At 62.3% G+C, this 18,665-nt stretch carries 16 protein-coding genes; 4 read left to right on the forward strand and 12 right to left on the reverse strand.

Annotation, left to right across the window (positions count from 1 at the left end; all coding sequences use genetic code 11):
• Positions 1-2: 2 nt before the first annotated feature.
• The 3 genes from AC07UB_RS11215 to AC07UB_RS11225 all read right to left on the reverse strand — a co-directional run bounded on the left by AC07UB_RS11215 (position 3) and on the right by AC07UB_RS11225 (position 4,962).
• Positions 3-557, reverse strand: coding sequence for an LPS assembly lipoprotein LptE (locus tag AC07UB_RS11215; RefSeq protein WP_492791426.1), 555 nt, complete (start codon positions 555-557; stop codon positions 3-5).
• Entirely contained in the window at positions 544-3,177 is a 2,634-nt protein-coding gene (gene leuS / locus AC07UB_RS11220; RefSeq protein ID WP_492791425.1) for a leucine--tRNA ligase, read from the reverse strand. Before leuS ends, AC07UB_RS11215 begins: the two co-directional genes overlap by 14 nt.
• 93 nt (positions 3,178-3,270) lie before the next feature.
• The gene (locus AC07UB_RS11225) at positions 3,271-4,962 is read right to left on the reverse strand and encodes a diguanylate cyclase domain-containing protein (RefSeq protein ID WP_492791424.1); all 1,692 of its coding nucleotides are present in this window, start codon (positions 4,960-4,962) and stop codon (positions 3,271-3,273) included.
• Between the two features lie 106 nt (positions 4,963-5,068).
• Between AC07UB_RS11225 and AC07UB_RS11230 the strand changes: the two genes are divergently transcribed.
• Positions 5,069-5,758, forward strand: coding sequence for a YggS family pyridoxal phosphate-dependent enzyme (locus AC07UB_RS11230; protein WP_492791423.1), 690 nt, complete (start codon positions 5,069-5,071; stop codon positions 5,756-5,758).
• A 61-nt stretch (positions 5,759-5,819) separates the two neighbouring features.
• On the opposite strand, the gene AC07UB_RS11235 is transcribed toward AC07UB_RS11230, so the two are convergent.
• On the reverse strand, positions 5,820-6,389 hold the full coding sequence (locus tag AC07UB_RS11235) for a L,D-transpeptidase family protein (RefSeq protein WP_494653031.1): 570 nt from the start codon (positions 6,387-6,389) through the stop codon (positions 5,820-5,822).
• A gap of 131 nt (positions 6,390-6,520) precedes the next feature.
• Here AC07UB_RS11235 and AC07UB_RS11240 point away from each other — a divergent pair, with 131 nt between their 5' ends.
• Positions 6,521-7,207: a response regulator transcription factor gene (locus tag AC07UB_RS11240; RefSeq protein WP_492791421.1), complete on the forward strand. Its 687-nt coding sequence runs from the start codon at positions 6,521-6,523 to the stop codon at positions 7,205-7,207.
• Between the two features lie 33 nt (positions 7,208-7,240).
• Positions 7,241-7,681, forward strand: a complete 441-nt coding sequence (locus AC07UB_RS11245) for a Crp/Fnr family transcriptional regulator (RefSeq protein WP_494653033.1) — start codon at positions 7,241-7,243, stop codon at positions 7,679-7,681.
• A gap of 22 nt (positions 7,682-7,703) precedes the next feature.
• Here AC07UB_RS11245 and AC07UB_RS11250 read toward each other — a convergent pair whose 3' ends face one another.
• The 8 genes from AC07UB_RS11250 to AC07UB_RS11285 all read right to left on the reverse strand — a co-directional run bounded on the left by AC07UB_RS11250 (position 7,704) and on the right by AC07UB_RS11285 (position 17,468).
• Positions 7,704-8,519, reverse strand: a complete 816-nt coding sequence (locus AC07UB_RS11250; RefSeq protein WP_494653035.1) for an exodeoxyribonuclease III — start codon at positions 8,517-8,519, stop codon at positions 7,704-7,706.
• 74 nt (positions 8,520-8,593) lie between these two features.
• Positions 8,594-9,355, reverse strand: coding sequence for an outer membrane lipoprotein carrier protein LolA (locus AC07UB_RS11255; protein ID WP_492792734.1), 762 nt, complete (start codon positions 9,353-9,355; stop codon positions 8,594-8,596).
• A gap of 181 nt (positions 9,356-9,536) precedes the next feature.
• Positions 9,537-11,999 (reverse strand): DNA translocase FtsK, encoded by a 2,463-nt coding sequence (locus AC07UB_RS11260; RefSeq protein ID WP_494653037.1) that lies wholly within the window; start codon positions 11,997-11,999, stop codon positions 9,537-9,539.
• Positions 12,000-12,005: 6 nt separating this feature from the next.
• Positions 12,006-13,247: an aminotransferase class I/II-fold pyridoxal phosphate-dependent enzyme gene (locus AC07UB_RS11265; protein ID WP_494653039.1), complete on the reverse strand. Its 1,242-nt coding sequence runs from the start codon at positions 13,245-13,247 to the stop codon at positions 12,006-12,008.
• A gap of 327 nt (positions 13,248-13,574) precedes the next feature.
• Entirely contained in the window at positions 13,575-15,017 is a 1,443-nt protein-coding gene (locus AC07UB_RS11270) for an ammonium transporter (protein WP_492791416.1), read from the reverse strand.
• Positions 15,018-15,054: 37 nt separating this feature from the next.
• On the reverse strand, positions 15,055-15,393 hold the full coding sequence (locus AC07UB_RS11275; RefSeq protein WP_492791415.1) for a P-II family nitrogen regulator: 339 nt from the start codon (positions 15,391-15,393) through the stop codon (positions 15,055-15,057).
• Between the two features lie 333 nt (positions 15,394-15,726).
• The gene (locus tag AC07UB_RS11280) at positions 15,727-17,046 is read right to left on the reverse strand and encodes an ammonium transporter (RefSeq protein WP_494653041.1); all 1,320 of its coding nucleotides are present in this window, start codon (positions 17,044-17,046) and stop codon (positions 15,727-15,729) included.
• 83 nt (positions 17,047-17,129) lie between these two features.
• Entirely contained in the window at positions 17,130-17,468 is a 339-nt protein-coding gene (locus tag AC07UB_RS11285; RefSeq protein ID WP_492791413.1) for a P-II family nitrogen regulator, read from the reverse strand.
• Positions 17,469-17,739: 271 nt separating this feature from the next.
• On the opposite strand from AC07UB_RS11285, the gene AC07UB_RS11290 reads away from it, so the two are divergent.
• Complete coding sequence (locus tag AC07UB_RS11290) at positions 17,740-18,663, forward strand: DUF4339 domain-containing protein (protein WP_494653044.1); 924 nt, start codon at positions 17,740-17,742, stop codon at positions 18,661-18,663.
• The last annotated feature ends 2 nt before the right edge of the window (positions 18,664-18,665 follow it).

The raw sequence follows: 18,665 nt of genomic DNA on the forward strand, positions 1-18,665 counted from the left end.
GATCAGCTACCGGCGATGAAGAACGATGCGAGGCGCTGGCTGATATTGTCGGCGATCACCTTGGACGCGCGGTCTTCCGCGTCACGCAAGCCGCGCGAGCGGGCGAAGCGCTGTGCCTGTCCTGGAATGTCATAGGATACGCGCGAGAACGTCGTTCCGGTCAGCACCGTCTTGTCGGTGGTGTTTTCCTTCAGCTCGTAGGTCGCATCGATGCCGTAGTTTTCGATGTCAGGCCGTGCCGTGGTGGGATCGACGATGACCGACAGCCGGGATGTCGTGATGCGCAGCAGCAGGCGGTGAGTCGGCGGGCCGCCGACCGCGCTGCCGTACATGCTGAACATCAGCGCATTGCGGATCTCGACGCCGAGGCGCGCTTCGCGCGAACCGTTCGGCAGGTTGAGCGGAGGAACTTCAACACCCTGAAGCTTGTCGCGCAGCGCCGAGCCGCCGTCCGGCCCGCGCTCGGCGTACATCGGCTGGAAGCAACCGGCCGTGAGGGCCGCAATGGCCGCCACGGCAAGAAGCCGGGCAGCGATGCGCGTATCAAACCACGACATTCACGATCCTCTGCGGAACGATGATGACTTTCCGGGGAGATTTCCCGTCCAAGGCCGATTTTACTGCATCGATTGCCAAAACGGCAGCCTCAATTTCCGTATTTTGGGCATTTCGGGCGACCGTGACATCCGCGCGCTTCTTGCCATTAACCTGCACGGGGAGCGTAATTGTGTCATCGACCAGCAATTTCGCTTCGGTTTCGGGCCATTTCGCCTCGGAAACCAGTTCCTGATGCCCGAGCACATGCCAGCACTGCTCGGCCAGGTGCGGCATCATGGGGGAAATCAGCCGCACCAGAATGTCGAAGGCCTCCCGGGCAGCGGCTGCGACGGCGGCATCGGTCTCAAGCGGCTTTGACGGGCCATCGACGACCTCGGCCAGTGCGCCGACGAACGTATAGAGCTTGGCGATCGCGGTGTTGAAGCGCAGCCGTTCAATGGCCGCCGAAACATCCGCCAGCGTCCGGTGCGAGATGCGCCGCAATGCCAGCGCGCTTTCAGGGCCATCAAGGCTGAGCGGCGTGCCGGATTTCGGCAGATGCGGAGCCGCGGCATTCACCAGACGCCAGATGCGCTGCACGAACCGGCTCGCGCCCTGCACGCCTTCCTCGCTCCAGATCACGTCGCGGTCGGGCGGCGAGTCGGACAGCATGAACCAGCGCGCGGTGTCGGCGCCGTAGGTGCCGATGATGTCGTCGGGATCGACGGTGTTGCGCTTCGACTTCGACATCTTTTCGATCGCGCCGATCTCGACGGTTTCGTTCGAGCCCAGCAACGTCGCCTGACGCTTGTCGCCGACGGTCGTGATGGTGATTTCGGCCGGCGAGGCGAACGTGCCGTCCTTCTTCTTGTAGATTTCGTGAACCACCATGCCCTGCGTGAACATGCCGGCGAACGGCTCGTCCATGCCGACGTGTCCGGTCGCCTTCATCGCGCGGGTGAAGAAGCGCGAATACAACAGATGCAGGATCGCGTGTTCGACGCCGCCGATGTACTGATCGACCGGCATCATGTGGTTGGCGACCTTCGGTGTCGTCGGCGCGTTCTCGTTCCACGGATCGGTGAAGCGCGCGAAGTACCACGACGAATCCACGAATGTGTCCATGGTGTCGGTTTCGCGCTGCGCCTTGCCGCCGCATTGCGGGCAGGCGACGTGCTTCCAGGTCGGATGATGATCGAGCGCGTTGCCTGGCTTGTCGAAGGTCACATCCTCCGGCAGCACCACTGGCAAGTCTGCATCCGGCACCGGCACCACGTCGCATTTCGGACAGTGAATGACCGGGATCGGGCACCCCCAGTAGCGCTGACGCGAGATACCCCAGTCCCGCAGGCGGAAGTTCACCTGCCGCTCGGCGACAGGCATGTTGCCGCGCATCGCGCCTTCCAGCCGCTTGGCGACCTCTTCCTTGGCCTGCTCGATGGTCATGCCATCGAGGAAGCGCGAGTTGATCATCCGCCCGTCACCGTCATAGGCGGTGTCGGTGATGACGAAGCTCGCAGGATCCTGCCCCTCGGGGCAGACTACCGGCGTATTGCCGAGATTGTACTTGTTGACGAAGTCGAGGTCGCGCTGGTCGTGCGCGGGACAGCCGAAGATCGCGCCGGTGCCGTATTCCATCAGCACGAAGTTGGCGACATAGACCGGCAGCTTCCAGTCGGGGTCGAACGGATGAACCGCCTTGATGCCGGTGTCGAAGCCCTGCTTCTCGGCGGTGTCGATGATTTCCTGCGCGGTGCCGTGACGCTTCGCCTCGGCGATGAACGCGGCGAGCTGCGGATTTTTCGCAGCCGCTGCCTGCGCCAGCGGATGATCCGGCGCGATGGCCATGAACTTCGCGCCGAACAACGTGTCGGGCCGCGTCGTGAAAATCTTGAGTTCGCTTTCGCCGTTCGGCGCGGTCGCCTGATCAAGCGCGAAACGAACCAGCAATCCCTCGGACCGGCCGATCCAGTTGCGCTGCATCAGCCGCACCTTGTCGGGCCAGCGGTCGAGTCCATCCAGCGCGTCGAGCAGATCCTGCGAATACTTCGTGATCTTGAAGACCCACTGGTTCATCTCGCGCTGTTCGACCAGCGCGCCTGAGCGCCAGCCGCGGCCGTCGATCACCTGCTCGTTGGCAAGCACGGTCATGTCGACCGGATCCCAGTTGATCTTGCGCTTTTCGCGCTCGGCGAGCCCCGCCTTCATGAAATCCAGAAACATCTTCTGCTGATGCTTGTAGTAGCCCGGATCGCAGGTCGCGAATTCGCGCGACCAGTCCAGCGACAGCCCCATGGTCTGGAGCTGCTTCTTCATCGCGGCGATGTTCTCGTAGGTCCAGGCCTTCGGCGCGACCTTGCGCTCGATTGCGGCATTCTCGGCGGGCAGGCCGAACGCGTCCCATCCCATCGGATGCAGCACGTTGAAGCCTTTGGCGCGCATGGTGCGCGCGACCACGTCGCCCATGGTGTAGTTGCGGACGTGACCCATGTGGATGCGCCCCGACGGATAGGGGAACATCTCGAGCACATAGTATTTTGGCCGGGGATCGTCGTTGCGCGTGGCGAAAATCGCCCGCTCATCCCAGATTTTTTGCCAGCGCGGCTCGGATTCGCGGGCGTTGTAGCGTTCGGTGGTCATTGGATCGGTCGTCTGCCAAAGGGGGAATAGAAGCGGCAGACTAGCCATAAAAGACCGCGACGGGTCAACGCCTTAGGCGCAGATAAGGCCGCCTTAGCCCGCCAGCGAGATCGGCTGGTCGGCGGTCCGGCTCAGACCGTGTTCGACCACGGCATTCCGACCCCGGCGCTTGGCTGCATAGAGCGCTGCGTCCGCTGCCTCGATCAGGTCGTCCTGCGGCTGGGCCGCGCCCGGCGTAATCGTCGCGACGCCGACACTGACGGTGACCGTTTTGCAGGCGCTGGTGAGGTGCGGAATCGCAAGACCTTCGACGGTCGCGCGGACTTTTTCGGCCACCTGCGTGGCGCGCGCGGCATTGCTGTTTGGCAGCAGCAAGCAGAATTCCTCGCCGCCATACCGGGCGGCAAATCCCGCGCAGGTATCGGCGGTGGTCGCGAGCACCTCGCCGATCCGGCTGAGGCAGGCATCGCCTTCCGGATGGCCGTAGGTGTCGTTGAACAGCTTGAAATGATCGACATCGATCATCAGCACGGACAGCTGGCTGTCCGATTGCAGCGCCTTCATCCATTCGAAGTCGAGGCGGCTCTGGAAACCGCGGCGATTGGCCAGGCCCGAAACAAGATCAAGGGACGCGATGACGGTCAGCCGGTCGTTGGCCGCGGCCATCTCGCGTTCGCGCTCGGACAGTTGGGACGCCATCGCATCGAAAGCCTGCGCCAGCGGAATGAACTCGCGCGGCACGGTGGTGCCCGACGCACGCGCCGAGAGTTCGCCGCGGCCGAAGCGGTTGGCCATGTCCGTCATCATGCGGAGGGGGCGGATGATGAGACGCTCGCCGGCAAACCATGCGCCGAGCAGCGTCAGAAGCCCGACGAATCCGAGCTGCAGATAAGCGGTCCGGATATCGCGATTGATGTCGCCGAGCATGATCGACTGGTTGACGCTCACGATCATGCGCGCGCCCGTCCCGGAGACGCGGGCGAACGAGACGGCTTTCTTCTCGCCGTCGGCGCTCTCAAAGGCGATCGAGCCGAATTCGCGATCGAGATTGATTTCCCGCAGCGTGACCGCTTCGAGGAGAGATGTGTCTTTCAGCTGCTGCCCGATCAGATTCGCGCTTTCGGGCGGAGACGCGAGGATCGTTCCCTTGCTGTCGACCAGAACCACGGATACGCCGGAGCGCTCGCCGCGGTTGCTCAAAAGCTGCGACATCCACCTCAGTTCCACGGCCGCAATGATCACGGCCTCCTGGCCGCCTGCTATGGCGGACACCGGATAAGCGGCCATGAGGGTCGGAAGGTTGGCGGCGCGGCTGAAGATGTAATCACTCACTACAAATTCATGGGAGTCGCGCGCGCGCAGGAAGTAGCTGCGGTCGCCGAGATCGAGGCCGCTGACGTTCTGCTCGGTCGAACACTGCACGACTCCGTCTCCGCCGATCACCGAAAGGCTTCTGATCCACGGCAGGTCGACGCGCAGGCTCGCGCGCATGATGGCGCAGCCGCGGCCCTGGTGGGACGCTGCGGCATAGATATAGGCGGAGGACTTCAGAACGGCCTGCACCGTGGAGATGATCTCGCGCTGGGCGTCGGCGGTATGTCTTGCAAGCTCGGACAATTCGCTCGCGGCTTGTGCGACCTGCTTGGACCGCGTGTCTTCCAGCAGGCGCACGCGATCGAGCATCAAGGGAACGACCAGAATCAGCGCAAGCAGCACGAGCCGCGCGCGAATCCCGAAAAGCGCCTTGAGTTTTGACGTGTTGCGGCCGAAGCTGGCGATTGACATCGGTATTCCCTTGCCCATGCCGACACTACGGAGAAAGGCTTCAAGGACCCTTTCTTCAATTCGCTAAAATTCGAATGATCGCTAATTTGAAGGTAAGATTGCATCGATGGCTGTGGATAACATGTCGCCGGTAACATCCGATTCACCAAACGGCCTTGCCGCCGTTGAACGCGAAATCGCGCGCGCATGCAGGGACGCTCGCCGCGATCGCGCCTCGGTGACGCTGGTCGCGGTGTCCAAGACATTCGACGGCGACGCCATCACGCCCGTGATCGCGGCCGGCCAGCGCGTCTTCGGCGAGAACCGCGTGCAGGAGGCCAAGGCCAAATGGCCTGCGCTGATGTCCGGTCATCCCGGACTCGCGCTTCATCTGATCGGGCCGCTGCAATCCAACAAGGCGAAGGAGGCGGTAGCGCTGTTCGATGCCATCCACTCGCTTGACCGCGCGAGTCTCTGCGAAGCGCTGGCGAAAGAAATCGTTAAGCAAGACAGGCGCCCGGAATTGTTCGTTCAGCTGAACACAGGCGAGGAGCCGCAGAAGGCGGGGATCGCTCCCGCCGAGGCCGATGCCTTCATCGCAAGCTGCCGCGACGTTCACGGTTTGCATATTTCCGGATTGATGTGCATTCCGCCGGTCGAGGATCCGCCCGCGCCGCACTTCGCGCTCACGGCCAAAATCGCCGCGCGCAACGGTTTGAAATTGCTGTCCATGGGCATGAGCGCAGATTTCGAGACTGCAATTCAACTGGGCGCGACGCATGTCAGGATTGGGTCTGCGATTTTCGGACGGCGATAGCGCGAGAATTCGCCGAAGACGGCTCGCACCTCAGGATGACGAGGCAACTCAACTCTGCCTGCTACCCGATCGTGATTTTCGTCCGCGGCCCCAATCGCGACAACAAGCGCAGCATCGCGCTTTGTGTGAGTCCGACGCAGCCTGCGGTCGGCGAAAAGTTTTCACGCGCAAGATGCAGGAAGACGGCGCTGCCGCGTCCGGCGATACGGGGCCGGGTGTTGTGGTCGATCTCGACGATGAAATCGTAAAGATGATCGTCGCGCGTCAGCCGGTCGCCGGCGTCGCCTGGCGTGCGGATGACGGCGCGGTTGTAATGCCGGTCGGCGGGATCCTCCGACCAGGCGTCGGTGGGCCGTATCATCCGGGTCGGTAGAAACGTGTGCGGCCGGGGGTGCCGGTCGGCCCGCCACCAGACCCTGACAGGATGAAAGATGCCGCGCGGCGTGCCGCCGTCGCCTTCGAACTTGTTGGCCTTGATTCCGCCGCGTCCGAGGGCGACCGGTAGGACATGCGCTCCGGCCACCAGCCAGCCTTGGTTCGGCCGGCCGGCAGCGGCATGGACCTGGACCGACGACAAAGGCCGATCACGCAACGGTGTTTGGTAAGCCCTTGGAAAACCTCTATTTCCCATAATTGCTTCCGATGGCTGCGCACAACTCCAGCTTGCGCTTTCGCCTGCAAGTGCTCTATTCCGCCGAGGACCTTCGAGATGCCCTCTCCAAGCCTCTCTTATACAAGTCGAATTTTAAAGGACTGGATGCAATGCCCAACGCCCGCAAGATCCTGATCGTGGATGACGATACCGATCTGCGCGATGCCCTGGTGGAGCAATTGTCGCTCCATGAGGAGTTCGAGGCATCTGCCGTCGATACCGGCGCGAAGGGCGCTCTGGCGGCCAAGAGTAATTCCCCCGATCTCGTGCTGATGGACGTCGGGTTGCCCGATACCGACGGCCGCGAAGTGGTGCGCAGCCTGCGCAAGGGCGGCTTCAAATCGCCGATCATCATGCTCACCGGGCACGACACCGATTCGGACACCATCCTCGGGCTCGAATCCGGCGCGAACGATTACGTCGCAAAGCCGTTCCGCTTTGCCGTATTGCTGGCCCGCATCCGGGCGCAGCTGCGTCAGCACGAAGCCTCCGAGGATGCCGTGTTCTCGGTCGGCCCCTACAGCTTCCGGCCCGGCTCCAAGATGCTGACCGGCGCCAACGCCAAGAAGGTCCGGCTCACGGAGAAGGAAACCGCGATCCTGCGCTTTCTCTATCGCGCCGGACAATTGCCGGTGTCGCGCGAGACCTTGCTGCAAGAGGTCTGGGGCTACAATTCAGGCGTGACCACCCATACGCTGGAAACGCATATCTATCGGCTGCGTCAGAAGGTGGAGAAAGATGCCGCGAACCCCGAAATTCTTGTGACTGAGTCCGGGGGCTATAAGCTGGTGCCATGAGGCGAATCAATCGACGCTCTCTCTCGGCACCCCATGGCTATTGAAGACGACATCGCCCTGTTTTCGCGCGTCCCGACACTGAACCTGTTGGGCGCTGCTGCTATGCAGGTGCTTGCGATCGGCTCCGAGCAGCGCGATTTCAGGTTCGGTGAAAAACTTTTCCAGCAGGGCGAGCCGGCGGACGCCGGCTTCGTCGTCAGGCATGGCGCGTTTCGCATCTCGTCCGATGATGGCAGCGAGGCGGTTGCGGGCCAGAACACCTTGATCGGCGAGCTCGCGCTCGTTGTCGCAATGGCGCGGCCGGCCACGGCGATTGCACTGGAGCAATCGTCGGTGCTGCGGATTTCGCGCAGCCTGTTTCAGCGCGTGCTCGAGAGTCATCCGGAAGCTGCGCGGCGTTTGCGCGACGATCTTGCTGCGCGTTCCAACGATGCCGCCAAGGCGATGTCGCGGGTATCCGCGACGCTGAGATAAATCAGCAATCGATCATCAGACGTCAGATTTCGAGCACCGCCGTCACCGGCACATGGTCCGATGGCCGCTCCCAGCCGCGCGCGACGCTGGTGATTTTGAAATCGCGAACGCAGTCGCCCAGCGCCTTTGAGACCCAGATGTGATCGAGGCGGCGGCCCTTGTTGGCGGCAGCCCAGTCCGCGGCGCGATAACTCCACCACGTATAGACTTTTTCAGACAACGGGATGCGCTGGCGCGCCACGTCGATCCATTCGCCGCAGGCCTGCACGCCGAGCAGCTTTTCGCATTCGACCGGCGTGTGCGACACGATCTTCAAAAGCTGCTTGTGCGACCACACGTCATGCTCGTGCGGCGCGACGTTGAGATCGCCGACCAGAATATGCCGGTCGCTGGCTTTCGGATGCAGCGGCGCGCAGTCGCGCATCTCGTCGAGGAACGACAGTTTGTGCGCGAACTTCGGATTGAGCACGGGATCGGGAATATCACCGCCCGCCGGCACATAGAAATTATGCACCACCAGCGGCTCGGTCATCTGCGCTTTCGCGCCGAACGCCACCGAGATATGCCGCGAATCGATCTTGCCGCAGAATGTCCGCACATCGCTCGATTCGAACGGAATTTTCGAGACGATGGCGACGCCGTGGTAGCCCTTCTGGCCGTTGAGCGCGACGTGCTCGTACCCGAGCCGCTTGAAGCGCTTCAGCGGAAAGGCGTCATCGACGCATTTCGTTTCCTGAAGGCACAGCACATCGGGCCGCACGGCCTTGATGAATTTGGCGACGAGATCGATGCGCAGGCGCACCGAATTGATATTCCAGGTTGTCAGGGTGAGGCGCATGAACACAGGCTGCGAGGAATGTTGGTAAACCGTTAGCCGGTTTTTCCGGTTCGCTCCAGCCTGACGGGGATGCCCTAATTATTCGGGGTGGAATAATTGGTGTAGTCGATCTTGAACATGCCGGGATCGAGCTTCTTGGTGGTGTCGAGGTTATAGACCGCGACGGTGGTGTCGTATCCTTGCGGATCGGTCACGGTCCATTGTTTGAGCTGGTTGTCCTTGGCGCCGATCATCAGCATCAAGCGGCTGGTGCCGATCAGCGCCTGCTTCTCTTCGATGGTCACGCTGATGAACATGTCGTCGGCCGCGACGCCGACAACGTTGGTGTCGCGCATCAGATCGATGCGGTCGGACAAGAGATAGCGCAGCGGGGTCTGCGACAGCGGATAAACGTCCTGCGTCGCCAGCCTGCGGTCGCGGACGATCACCGATGATCCATCGGCGACGAGGGCGATTGGGCTCGGATCGTCATACTCGAAGCGGATCTTGCCGGGCTTCTGAATGTAGAAATCGCCGGTGGTGCGTTTGCCGTCTGGTCCGACCTGCACGAAGTTGCCCGAGACGTTCTGCAACGACGACAGATAGGTGCTGACCTTGCTCGCCCAGGCTTTCTGGTTGGCGTCAAAGGTCGGCGTTGAGCCGCCGATGGCGCCGAACAGGCTGCGCAGATCCGGAATGATTGGCGTCGGTGGAGCCGCAGCGCTCGGACCGGCTTGCGGCGGCGTCGGACGCTGACCCTCGACACGGGCTTTCGGGGCCGGCTTCGGCACCGGCACGGCCTGGGTTTGGGCCAGAGCCTGATTTTGGACCAAGGTTTGGGCAAAGGCTGACGACATCGTGATCGCCGCCGACACCGTCATGACGGTGAGAAATGTGCCCATGCGTTGCCGGGGCAGGCAGAACGGCGGGTTGGCGAGGCGTTTTTTCAACTGTCCGTCCTGTCGGGAATGTCGTTCGATCTTTCCGTCGGGGCTAGCCCCAAGCTATGGCGATTTCGCGGCTGCGAACAGAGACTGGTCAGCCAAATCGTTCCTCGTCTTCCGGCACGAGGATTTCGCGTTTGCCGGCATGGTTCGGCTGCCCGACGATGCCTTCCAGTTCCATTCGCTCCATCAGGGTGGCGGCGCGGTTGTAACCGATCTGGAGCCGGCGCTGGATATAGCTGGTCGAGGCCTTGCGGTCGCGTTTGACGATGGCCACCGCCTGCGAGAACAGGTCGCCTTCGCCGCCATTGGCGCCCATGCTGGTGCCGTCGAACACCGCGTTGCCTTCTTCGTCGGTTTCTTCTTCGGCCGTGACCGCCTCGAGATATTCCGGCTGGCCCTGCGCCTTGAGATGGCGAACGATCTTCTCGACCTCCTCGTCCGAGACGAAGGGGCCGTGGACGCGGCTGATGCGCCCGCCGCCGGCCATGTAAAGCATGTCGCCCTGACCGAGCAGCTGCTCGGCGCCCATTTCACCGAGAATGGTGCGGCTGTCGATCTTCGACGTCACCTGGAAGGAGATGCGGGTCGGGAAGTTCGCCTTGATGGTGCCGGTGATGACGTCGACCGATGGACGCTGCGTCGCGAGGATCACATGCAGGCCTGCGGCGCGCGCCATCTGCGCGAGGCGTTGCACCGCGCCTTCGATGTCCTTGCCGGCCACCATCATCAGGTCGGCCATTTCGTCCACGATGATGACGATGTAGGGCAGCGGCTCGAGTTCGAGCTTCTCTTCCTCGTAGATCGCCTTGCCGGTTTCCTTGTCGAAGCCGGTATGCACCGTGCGCGTCAGTTCCTCGCCCTTGGCCTTTGCCTCGGCGACGCGCGCGTTGTAGCCGTCGATGTTGCGCACGCCGAGCTTGGACATGCTCTTGTAGCGCTGCTCCATTTCGCGCACGGCCCACTTCAGCGCGACCACGGCTTTCTTCGGATCGGTGACGACTGGCGTCAGCAGATGCGGGATGCCGTCATAGACGGAGAGTTCGAGCATCTTCGGATCGACCATGATGAGGCGGCACTGATCGGGACGCAGCCGATAGACCAGCGACAGGATCATGGTGTTGATGGCGACCGATTTGCCGGAGCCGGTGGTGCCCGCGATGAGAAGATGCGGCATCCGCGCAAGATCGACGATCACCGAGACGCCGCCGATGGTCTTGCCGAGGCACAGCGGCAGCTTGGCAGAGGATTCGTTGCCTTCCTTCGCAACCAGCAGCTCGCGCAAATAGACCTTCTCGCGATGCGGGTTGGGCAGTTCGATGCCGATGGCGTTGCGCCCGGGCACGACGGCGACGCGGGCCGACACCGCGCTCATCGAGCGGGCGATGTCGTCGGCGAGGCCGATCACACGCGATGACTTGATGCCGGGCGCCGGCTCCAGTTCGTACAGTGTGACCACGGGGCCGGGATGCGCGTTGGTGATTTCGCCGCGCACGCCGAAGTCCTGCAACACGCCTTCCAGCGCGCGCGAATTGTTTTCCAGTTCGTCCTTGCTCAGCGTCAGGCGGTCGGAGGCCTTGGGCGCGGCCAGCACCGACACTGGCGGCAGCACGAATACGCCCTTGCGGCCGGAAGGCTTCGGCTCGGCGCGCTTGCGTGGCGCGCGGGCGGCGGGCTCTTCCTCTTCCTCCTCATCGTCCTCTTCTTCTTCGTCTTCGTAGTCATCCTCGGCCTGCGGCACCAGCGACGGTGCGCGGCGGCCGTTTCCGAGATTGGGCTCCATCCGCTCGAAGGACACGGTGTGCTTCGATTCCGCGCGTCCGACCAGCATCGCGAAAACCGCGGACAGCGTGCGCATCACCCGCACCTTCGCACTCATGGCGGTGTGAACGATCCATCCGAGCGAGATTAATCCGCGATCATCCTCGTCCTCGATATCGCCGTCGTCGTCCATCATCGGCGGGCGGGTCCGCTCCGCGATCTTTTCCTTCGCGCCTGCGCCACATGCGAAAATCAAACTGGCGACCATCGCGGCGAACAGAACCAGGCCCAGAATGCCGCGATAGATGATGCCGGGAGGCCCGAACACCACCGCCGGAAAGCGCACCAGCGCATCGCCCACCACGCCGCCGAGTCCGGTCGGCAACGGCCATGCGCCGCTGCGCGGCAGGCAGCTCGCAAAACCCGCGGCGATCACGGCGCACAGGATCCAGCACGCGACCCGCAAGGCTTCGCGATCGAAATGACGATGGGTCAGAAGCCGCCAGCCCCAGACCGAGACGGGCAGGATCAGCATGATCGAGCCGAGCCCGAGAATCTGCATCAGCATATCGGCGCCGATCGCGCCCGGACGGCCCATGAGATTGCGGATCGGGCCGGATGTCGCGTGGCTGAGACTCGGGTCCTGCACCGACCATGTCATGAGGGCCGCGGCCACGACGCACGACAGCGCGATGACGCCGAGGCCCGTCAGTTCGCGCAGACGTCGTCCGAGCATCTCGCGGATGGGATCGGACATCTGGCCGACAATGGGAATGACACGTTCGATCGCTGGCATGATTTTCTATGAGCCTCGCGTTTCGTTCAAGACTTCGACCATTCGATGCAGCGCCTCAGCCGTCGTTTCACTGTCCTGCACCATGGCGACACGGATATATCCGGCGCCAGGATTGCTGCCATCGGCCTGCGGCCTCGCCAGATAACTTCCCGGCACCACACGCACGCCGCCGTCCCGGAAAAGTTTCACAGTCGCTTCCTCGTCGCCGCCATGGGCGGAGACGTCGAGCCAGATGCAAAAACCGCCTGCGGGACGCCGGTAACCGAAACGGTTGCCGAGGATCTGATCCGCCAGATCGAACTTGATCCGGTAAAGCCTGCGGTTCTCATCGACATGACTTTCGTCGCTGTAGGCAGCGATGGCGACATGCTGCAGCGGCACCGGGACCTGAGGTGCGGCGACATTGCGCAGTTCGTGAAAGCGCGCGAGAAAATTTTTGTCGCCTGCGACGAAGCCGACGCGCATCCCCGGCAGGTTCGAGCGCTTGGAAAGCGACTGGAACGCGACAACGTTTTTGAAATCCGCGCCTGCCGCGGCCAGCATGCTGCCTGGGGCGTCCTGCGTGTAGATTTCGGAATAGCATTCGTCGCTGAGCGCGATGAAGCCGTGTCGGTCGGCGAGTTGCTTGACGCGATCGAAGTAGCCGCGCGTCGGGACCGAGCCTTGCGGATTCGCAGGCGAGGCGAGATAGAACGCGATGGTGCGCTCCAGCGTTTCGGTGGTGAGCTTGTCGAGATCGGGCAGAAATCCATTCTCGCGCGTGGTCGGAAGAAACACCGCCTCGCATCCGGCGGCGCGCGCACCGGCGGCGTAGGCCGGATAAAACGGATTGGGCATCAGGATCGCGGGCGTGCCCTTGCGCGGACTGACGTAACGCGCCGCCGCGATGGCCGCGAAAAACAGACCCTCGCGGCTGCCGTTGAGCACCAGGATTTCGCTCTCGGGATCGACGGCGCGGGCGAGGCCGAATCGCCTGGTCACCCAGGCCGCGGCCGCCTGCCGGAACGGTTCGATGCCCTTGGCGATGGGGTAGCGGCCGAAGTCGTTGATATGCCTGGCCAGCACCGGCCCGACGAAGCCCGGCACGGGGTGCTGAGGCTCCCCGAGTGACATATTTATCAATGGTTTACCCGGCTTGTGCGGACTCAGCAGTTCGGTCAGCCGGGCAAAGGGAGACCGCTCGCCGGCCTGAGCACCCTCTTGGGCGCCGGCAGGGGAAGCCGTGCGGGAAGAAGCGGTCATGGCCATGTCAGAGCGCCAGCACTTTTGGTCCTTCGATCTCGTCCGGAACACGCCCGGAGGATCGCGCAGGATTGGATCACATCACCATAGGTACGGCGAGGTTAAGACGCGATTAACCATCGCCCGGCGGCCGTGGGTTTGATCTTGGATTTCGCCGCGTCTTTAGAAGGAGATGGCCGGATCGGGAAGACCCAAAAAGTAAGGGCCCCAGCTTGCGCTGGGGCCCTCCGACGGAAAGGGCATTGCCGGGTTTGTGCCCTGACCGTTGTCCTTATTTAGATTTGAGCATGATCTTTTCGGAAAACCGGTATCCACTTTTCCGGATCATGCTCCTTACATGTTGTAGGCGCGCTCGGTGTGGTCGGTGACGTCCAGACCCTCACGCTCCTGATCGACGCTGGCACGCAGCCCGACGATCACATCGACGACCTTGAACAGGATCGCCGATCCGATGCCGGAGAGCAGCAGCGTGGTGCCGACGCCCCAGCACTGCGAGATCATCTGTGCGGCGAAGTCGTATTCGCCGATCTTGCCGGTGGTGTAGTCCATGACGCCCGCGCCGCCGAGGGCCGGGTTGACAAGGATGCCGGTGCCGAGAGCGCCGACGATTCCGCCGATGCCGTGGATGCCGAACACGTCGAGCGAGTCGTCATAGCCGAGCGCATTCTTCACCACGGTGCAGAAGAACAGGCAGACGACGCCGACAACGAGGCCGAGCACGATGGCGCCCATCGGACCGGAGAAACCGGCCGCAGGTGTCACCGCGACGAGACCGGCAACCGCGCCCGACAACGCGCCGAGCAGCGAGGGATGGCCCTTGATGATCCATTCCGCGAACATCCACGACAGCGCCGCCGCCGCGGTTGCAACGAAGGTGTTCACCATGGCCAGCGCAGCGCCGCCGTTGGCTTCGAGGTTCGATCCGGCGTTGAAGCCGAACCAGCCCACCCAGAGAAGGGCTGCGCCGATCATGGTCATGGTCAGCGAATGCGGAGCCATCAGCTCCTTGCCGTAGCCGGTGCGCTTGCCGATGATGAGCGCGCCGACAAGGCCCGCCACGCCGGCGTTGATGTGCACCACGGTGCCGCCTGCGAAGTCCAGCGCGCCTTTCTTGAAGATGAAGCCGCCGTCGGCCATCACTTCGTCGAGTTTCGTCTGTGCCGCAGCCTTTGCAGCTCCGTCAGCCGCAGCCGCCAGAGCCTTTGCCGCATCGGTGATCGCATCCGGTCCGGCCCAGTACCAAACCATGTGCGCCATCGGGAAGTAGATGAGCGTCACCCAGAGAGGAACGAACAGTGCGATCGCAGCGAACTTCGTGCGTTCGGCGAATGCGCCAACGATGAGCGCCGGAGTGATCGCCGCGAAGGTGAGCTGGAAGCAGAAGTAAGCCAGCTCGGCGATGTTGACGTCAGCGCTGAAGGTTGCTGCCGCGGAGTCGGTGGTGATGCCGGACATGAAGGCTTTGGAGAAGCCTCCGATGAAATCCGAACCGCCGGTGAAGGCGAGGCTGTAGCCGTAGACCGCCCAGATGATGGTGACGATGCAGACGGTGTAGAAAACCTGAGCCAGCACCGAGAGCATGTTCTTGGAGCGGACCAGTCCGCCGTAAAACAATGCAAGGCCGGGAATGGTCATCAGCAGCACGAGAATTGCCGATGTCATGACCCAGGCGTTGTCGCCCTTGTTGATCGTAGGCGCTGCGTAGGCGGCCGTCGTGGCGAACATGCCGACTGCGAGGGCTGCCAATCCCGCGCTGGTGGGACGCTTGAACGTCATTTGTTATACTCCTGAATGAAGATGAGATTGCGCGAAATCAAAGCGCCGCGGCATCGGCCTCACCCGTGCGGATGCGCACCGCATGGTCGAGGTTGATGACGAAGATCTTGCCGTCGCCGATCTGGCCGGTCTTTGCAGCACCGGTGATCGCTTCGATGGTCTTGTCGACTTGGGCCGAGGCGACAGCGACCTCGATCTTGATCTTGGGCAGGAAACTCACGGCGTATTCAGCGCCGCGATAGATTTCCGTATGGCCCTTCTGGCGGCCATATCCCTTGACTTCCGTCACCGTGAGGCCGTGAACGCCGATGGCGGTCAGGGCATCGCGGACCTCTTCCAGCTTGAATGGCTTGATGATGGCCATAACAATTTTCATGGATTTTTCCCCGCTTGGGCCCGGTCGAACAGACCGGGCAATCTCGACTGAGGGTCACCGCGCGAAGAAAGATCACTCCACGGGCACAGCCGGATCCCTTAGAATCAAATGCCGTGCCAGAACCGCCGAATTCCCTAACGGTTTATGAATCCGAGGGTTTTCGGTGTGAAGGGGCGTGATGCAAGATTGGGCGGTTTTGCCGAGCCTAAAAGATCGACAGCAATGCTAAAAACATAGGCACGTCAGGCTGCCGACACATTCGTGCCCACCGGACAAGCAAAAGGTATCCGCGCCCGGTTAAACCGGGCCCGGACAGCCTCCAATTGTGGCGCTTTATTGCAACGCCTCACCATGCTGGGTGATGTCGAGGCCCTCGACCTCGTGCTCGTGCGACACCCGCAGGCCGGCCAGCATGTCGACGATCTTCAGGAGAATGAAGGTCATGCCGCCGGTCCAGACGAAGACGACGGCAACGCCGTAGGCCTGGGTCAGCAGCAGCCGGGAATTGCCTTCGATCAGCCCGGCGGTTCCGCCGATGGCGGCGGTGGCGAACACGCCGGTCATCAAGGTGCCCAGCAGTCCGCCGATGCCGTGAATGCCGAACACGTCGAGCGTGTCGTCGTAATTGAAACGATGCTTGAGGCTGGTGCAGGCCCAGAAGCAGACAGCGCCCGCGACGACACCGATCACAATGCCATGCCACGGCTCCACGAAGCCCGACGCGGGGGTAATGGTGCCGAGACCGGCGACGGCGCCTGAAATCATGCCGAGCACCGAGGGCTTCCGCCGCGTGATCCATTCGATCACGCACCATGTCAGCGCCCCCGCGCACGCCGCCAGATGCGTCGCGAGGATCGCCATCACGGCGCGTGAATTGGCTTGCAGCGCCGAGCCGCCGTTGAAACCGAACCAACCGACCCACAACAGGCCGGTGCCGATCACCGCGAGCGAGAGATCGTAAGGCGACAGGTTCTCGGTGCCGTAACCGCGCCGCCGCCCCATCACGATCGCGGCGACGAGGCCGGCGGTGCCGGCGCTGAGATGCACCACAAGGCCGCCGGCGAAATCGAGCACACCCGCCTGCGCGAGGAAACCGCCGCCCCACACCCAGTGCGCGAGCGGCACGTAGACCAGCGTGAACCATCCGATGCAGAACAGCACGTAGGACGAAAACCGCATCCGGTCCGCGACCGATCCCGCCACCAGCGCCACGGTAATGACCGCGAAGGTCATTTGATAAATGACGAACAGCGCTTCCGGAATCGTCTTCGCTGCGGGATTGATGCCATCCATGGTCATGCCGGAAATCATGAAGCGCTCCAGCGTGCCGATCCATGCGCCGTCGCCGACAAAGACCAGGCTATAGCCGTAGACCACCCAGAGAATCGAAATCAGCGCCACCGCGATCAGGCTCTGCGCCATTGTCGCCAGTACATTTTTCTTGCGCACCATGCCGGCGTAGAAGAGCGCGAGGCCGGGGATGGTCATCATCAGCACGAGCGCGGTCGCTGTGATCATCCATGCCGTGTCGGCGGCGTCGATCTTTGCAGTCTCCGCGAAAGCGGGCGTGATGAATGCGAATGCTGTGAACGAAACGCATGTCACGAAAAATGCCGTCGCAGTGGATGCGGCGGCCCGCGGCAATCTCAGCATGGTAACCCCCCGGCTCGGATGACCTTGCAGCGTCTTGGATGCGCCGTGCGGTCGCTTGGTGATGCTGTCGAAAATTCTAAATTTTAAAGCGCGTCGTTGTCGGTTTCGCCGGTGCGGATGCGGACGGCATTTTCGATCGGCGTGACGAACACCTTGCCGTCGCCGATCTGGCCGGTCCGCGCGCCGGCGGTGATGACCTGCACGGCCTTGTCGGCGAGATCCGATCCGACCGCGATTTCGATGCGCAGCTTGGGCAGGAAATTCACGATGTATTCCGCGCCCCGATAGATCTCGGTGTGACCCTTCTGGCGGCCAAAGCCCTTCACCTCGGTGACCGTCATGCCATGCACCCCGATCGAGGTGAGGGCCTGGCGAACCTCTTCAAGCTTGAAGGGTTTGATGATTGCGGTGATGAGCTTCATGATCGCGCTTCGCCCCTTAAATCAAATGCGACAGTCTCATTCGTCTTTACGCGGACGTACGCTTATTCGCCACTCTTTTGGGCAAAGGTGCAGAAAAATATGCAGGTTTCGTCGAAAACCGTTGCGGCAAAGCGCGGTCCGTTTGTAGCATTCGCCGTCTTGGGGGCTGAGACCAATCGCATTTTTGTCGATGCCGCAGGATGTCCCGCGGCGGGTCCGGCGCTTTCTTCTTTCCGGAAATGCTTTTTCCGGAAAATATAAAGGAAATGCCATGTCGGGCCGATCTTGGTTTGTTGCCGTCGGGGATAAGCAGGAAGGCCCCTATTCCGAAGGTGAGTTTCGCGACCTGATCACGCGCGGAGCCGTCCGGCCGGACACTTATGTGTGGGCCGACGGAATGCCGGGCTGGCAATATGCTGACGACATTCCAGGACTGCTGTCATCCGGCCGCGCGCCGCCTGCCGTGCCGCAGCCCGGCGCGCCCGCGCGCGCCAATGGTGGTTCGTCTGGCGCAGATCAATCCAGCGGATCGTTCTCGGTCGATTTTCCGCTCTTGGAATTCGTGTGGCGGAGCCTCGTATTTGTCATCGGCTCGATCTTCATCATTCCCGTGCCGTGGCTTCTGGTCTGGTATCTCAAGTGGCTCGTGCCGTGCGTGCGGGTGCCCGGACGGCCGAACCTCAGCTTCGAGGGAACGGTGATGACGGTCGTTCCGTGGTATTTCGGGTCCCTCGTGCTTGCTATTGTCGTCTCACTTTTCGGCAGCCAGTTGCTCAGCAATCTAATGATCGTCGTTCAGCTGGCGCTTTACTGGCTTTTCACGAAGTGGCTGGTTGCGAGTCTCGCTTCCAACGGACGGCCGCTTGGTTTGAGTTTCTCCGGCACGGTCTGGGCTTTTCTCGGCTGGAATTTGCTGGCTATTCTTTCGGTCTTCACCATCATCGGATGGGCATGGGTCTATTCGGCGGGGACGCGATGGTTCTGCCAGAACATCCAGGGCACGCGCCGCGCCGTGATTTTTAACGGCACCGGACTGGAAATTCTCTGGCGCGGAATCGTAACCGTCATCGGTTGTGCCTTCGTCATTCCAATTCCGTGGGTCGTACGCTGGTATTGGCAGTGGTTCGCCTCGCAACTCGCGGTGGTGCCGCGCGGCGCGTTATCCGATCACGTGATCGAAGCAGCACGCGTCTGATA

Source organism: Afipia sp. GW821-FHT04G03, from assembly GCF_059419985.1.

What these genes read in the sequence shown, in the direction of transcription:
- AC07UB_RS11215 (WP_492791426.1), bottom strand. Translation starts at nt 557, where the DNA reads ATGTCGTGGTTTGATACGCGCATCGCTGCCCGGCTTCTTGCCGTGGCG.
- leuS (WP_492791425.1), bottom strand. Translation starts at nt 3,177, where the DNA reads ATGACCACCGAACGCTACAACGCCCGCGAATCCGAGCCGCGCTGGCAA.
- AC07UB_RS11225 (WP_492791424.1), bottom strand. Translation starts at nt 4,962, where the DNA reads ATGTCAATCGCCAGCTTCGGCCGCAACACGTCAAAACTCAAGGCGCTT.
- AC07UB_RS11230 (WP_492791423.1), top strand. Translation starts at nt 5,069, where the DNA reads ATGGCTGTGGATAACATGTCGCCGGTAACATCCGATTCACCAAACGGC.
- AC07UB_RS11235 (WP_494653031.1), bottom strand. Translation starts at nt 6,389, where the DNA reads ATGGGAAATAGAGGTTTTCCAAGGGCTTACCAAACACCGTTGCGTGAT.
- AC07UB_RS11240 (WP_492791421.1), top strand. Translation starts at nt 6,521, where the DNA reads ATGCCCAACGCCCGCAAGATCCTGATCGTGGATGACGATACCGATCTG.
- AC07UB_RS11245 (WP_494653033.1), top strand. Translation starts at nt 7,241, where the DNA reads ATGGCTATTGAAGACGACATCGCCCTGTTTTCGCGCGTCCCGACACTG.
- AC07UB_RS11250 (WP_494653035.1), bottom strand. Translation starts at nt 8,519, where the DNA reads ATGCGCCTCACCCTGACAACCTGGAATATCAATTCGGTGCGCCTGCGC.
- AC07UB_RS11255 (WP_492792734.1), bottom strand. Translation starts at nt 9,355, where the DNA reads ATGTCGTCAGCCTTTGCCCAAACCTTGGTCCAAAATCAGGCTCTGGCC.
- AC07UB_RS11260 (WP_494653037.1), bottom strand. Translation starts at nt 11,999, where the DNA reads ATGCCAGCGATCGAACGTGTCATTCCCATTGTCGGCCAGATGTCCGAT.
- AC07UB_RS11265 (WP_494653039.1), bottom strand. Translation starts at nt 13,247, where the DNA reads ATGGCCATGACCGCTTCTTCCCGCACGGCTTCCCCTGCCGGCGCCCAA.
- AC07UB_RS11270 (WP_492791416.1), bottom strand. Translation starts at nt 15,017, where the DNA reads ATGACGTTCAAGCGTCCCACCAGCGCGGGATTGGCAGCCCTCGCAGTC.
- AC07UB_RS11275 (WP_492791415.1), bottom strand. Translation starts at nt 15,393, where the DNA reads ATGAAAATTGTTATGGCCATCATCAAGCCATTCAAGCTGGAAGAGGTC.
- AC07UB_RS11280 (WP_494653041.1), bottom strand. Translation starts at nt 17,046, where the DNA reads ATGCTGAGATTGCCGCGGGCCGCCGCATCCACTGCGACGGCATTTTTC.
- AC07UB_RS11285 (WP_492791413.1), bottom strand. Translation starts at nt 17,468, where the DNA reads ATGAAGCTCATCACCGCAATCATCAAACCCTTCAAGCTTGAAGAGGTT.
- AC07UB_RS11290 (WP_494653044.1), top strand. Translation starts at nt 17,740, where the DNA reads ATGTCGGGCCGATCTTGGTTTGTTGCCGTCGGGGATAAGCAGGAAGGC.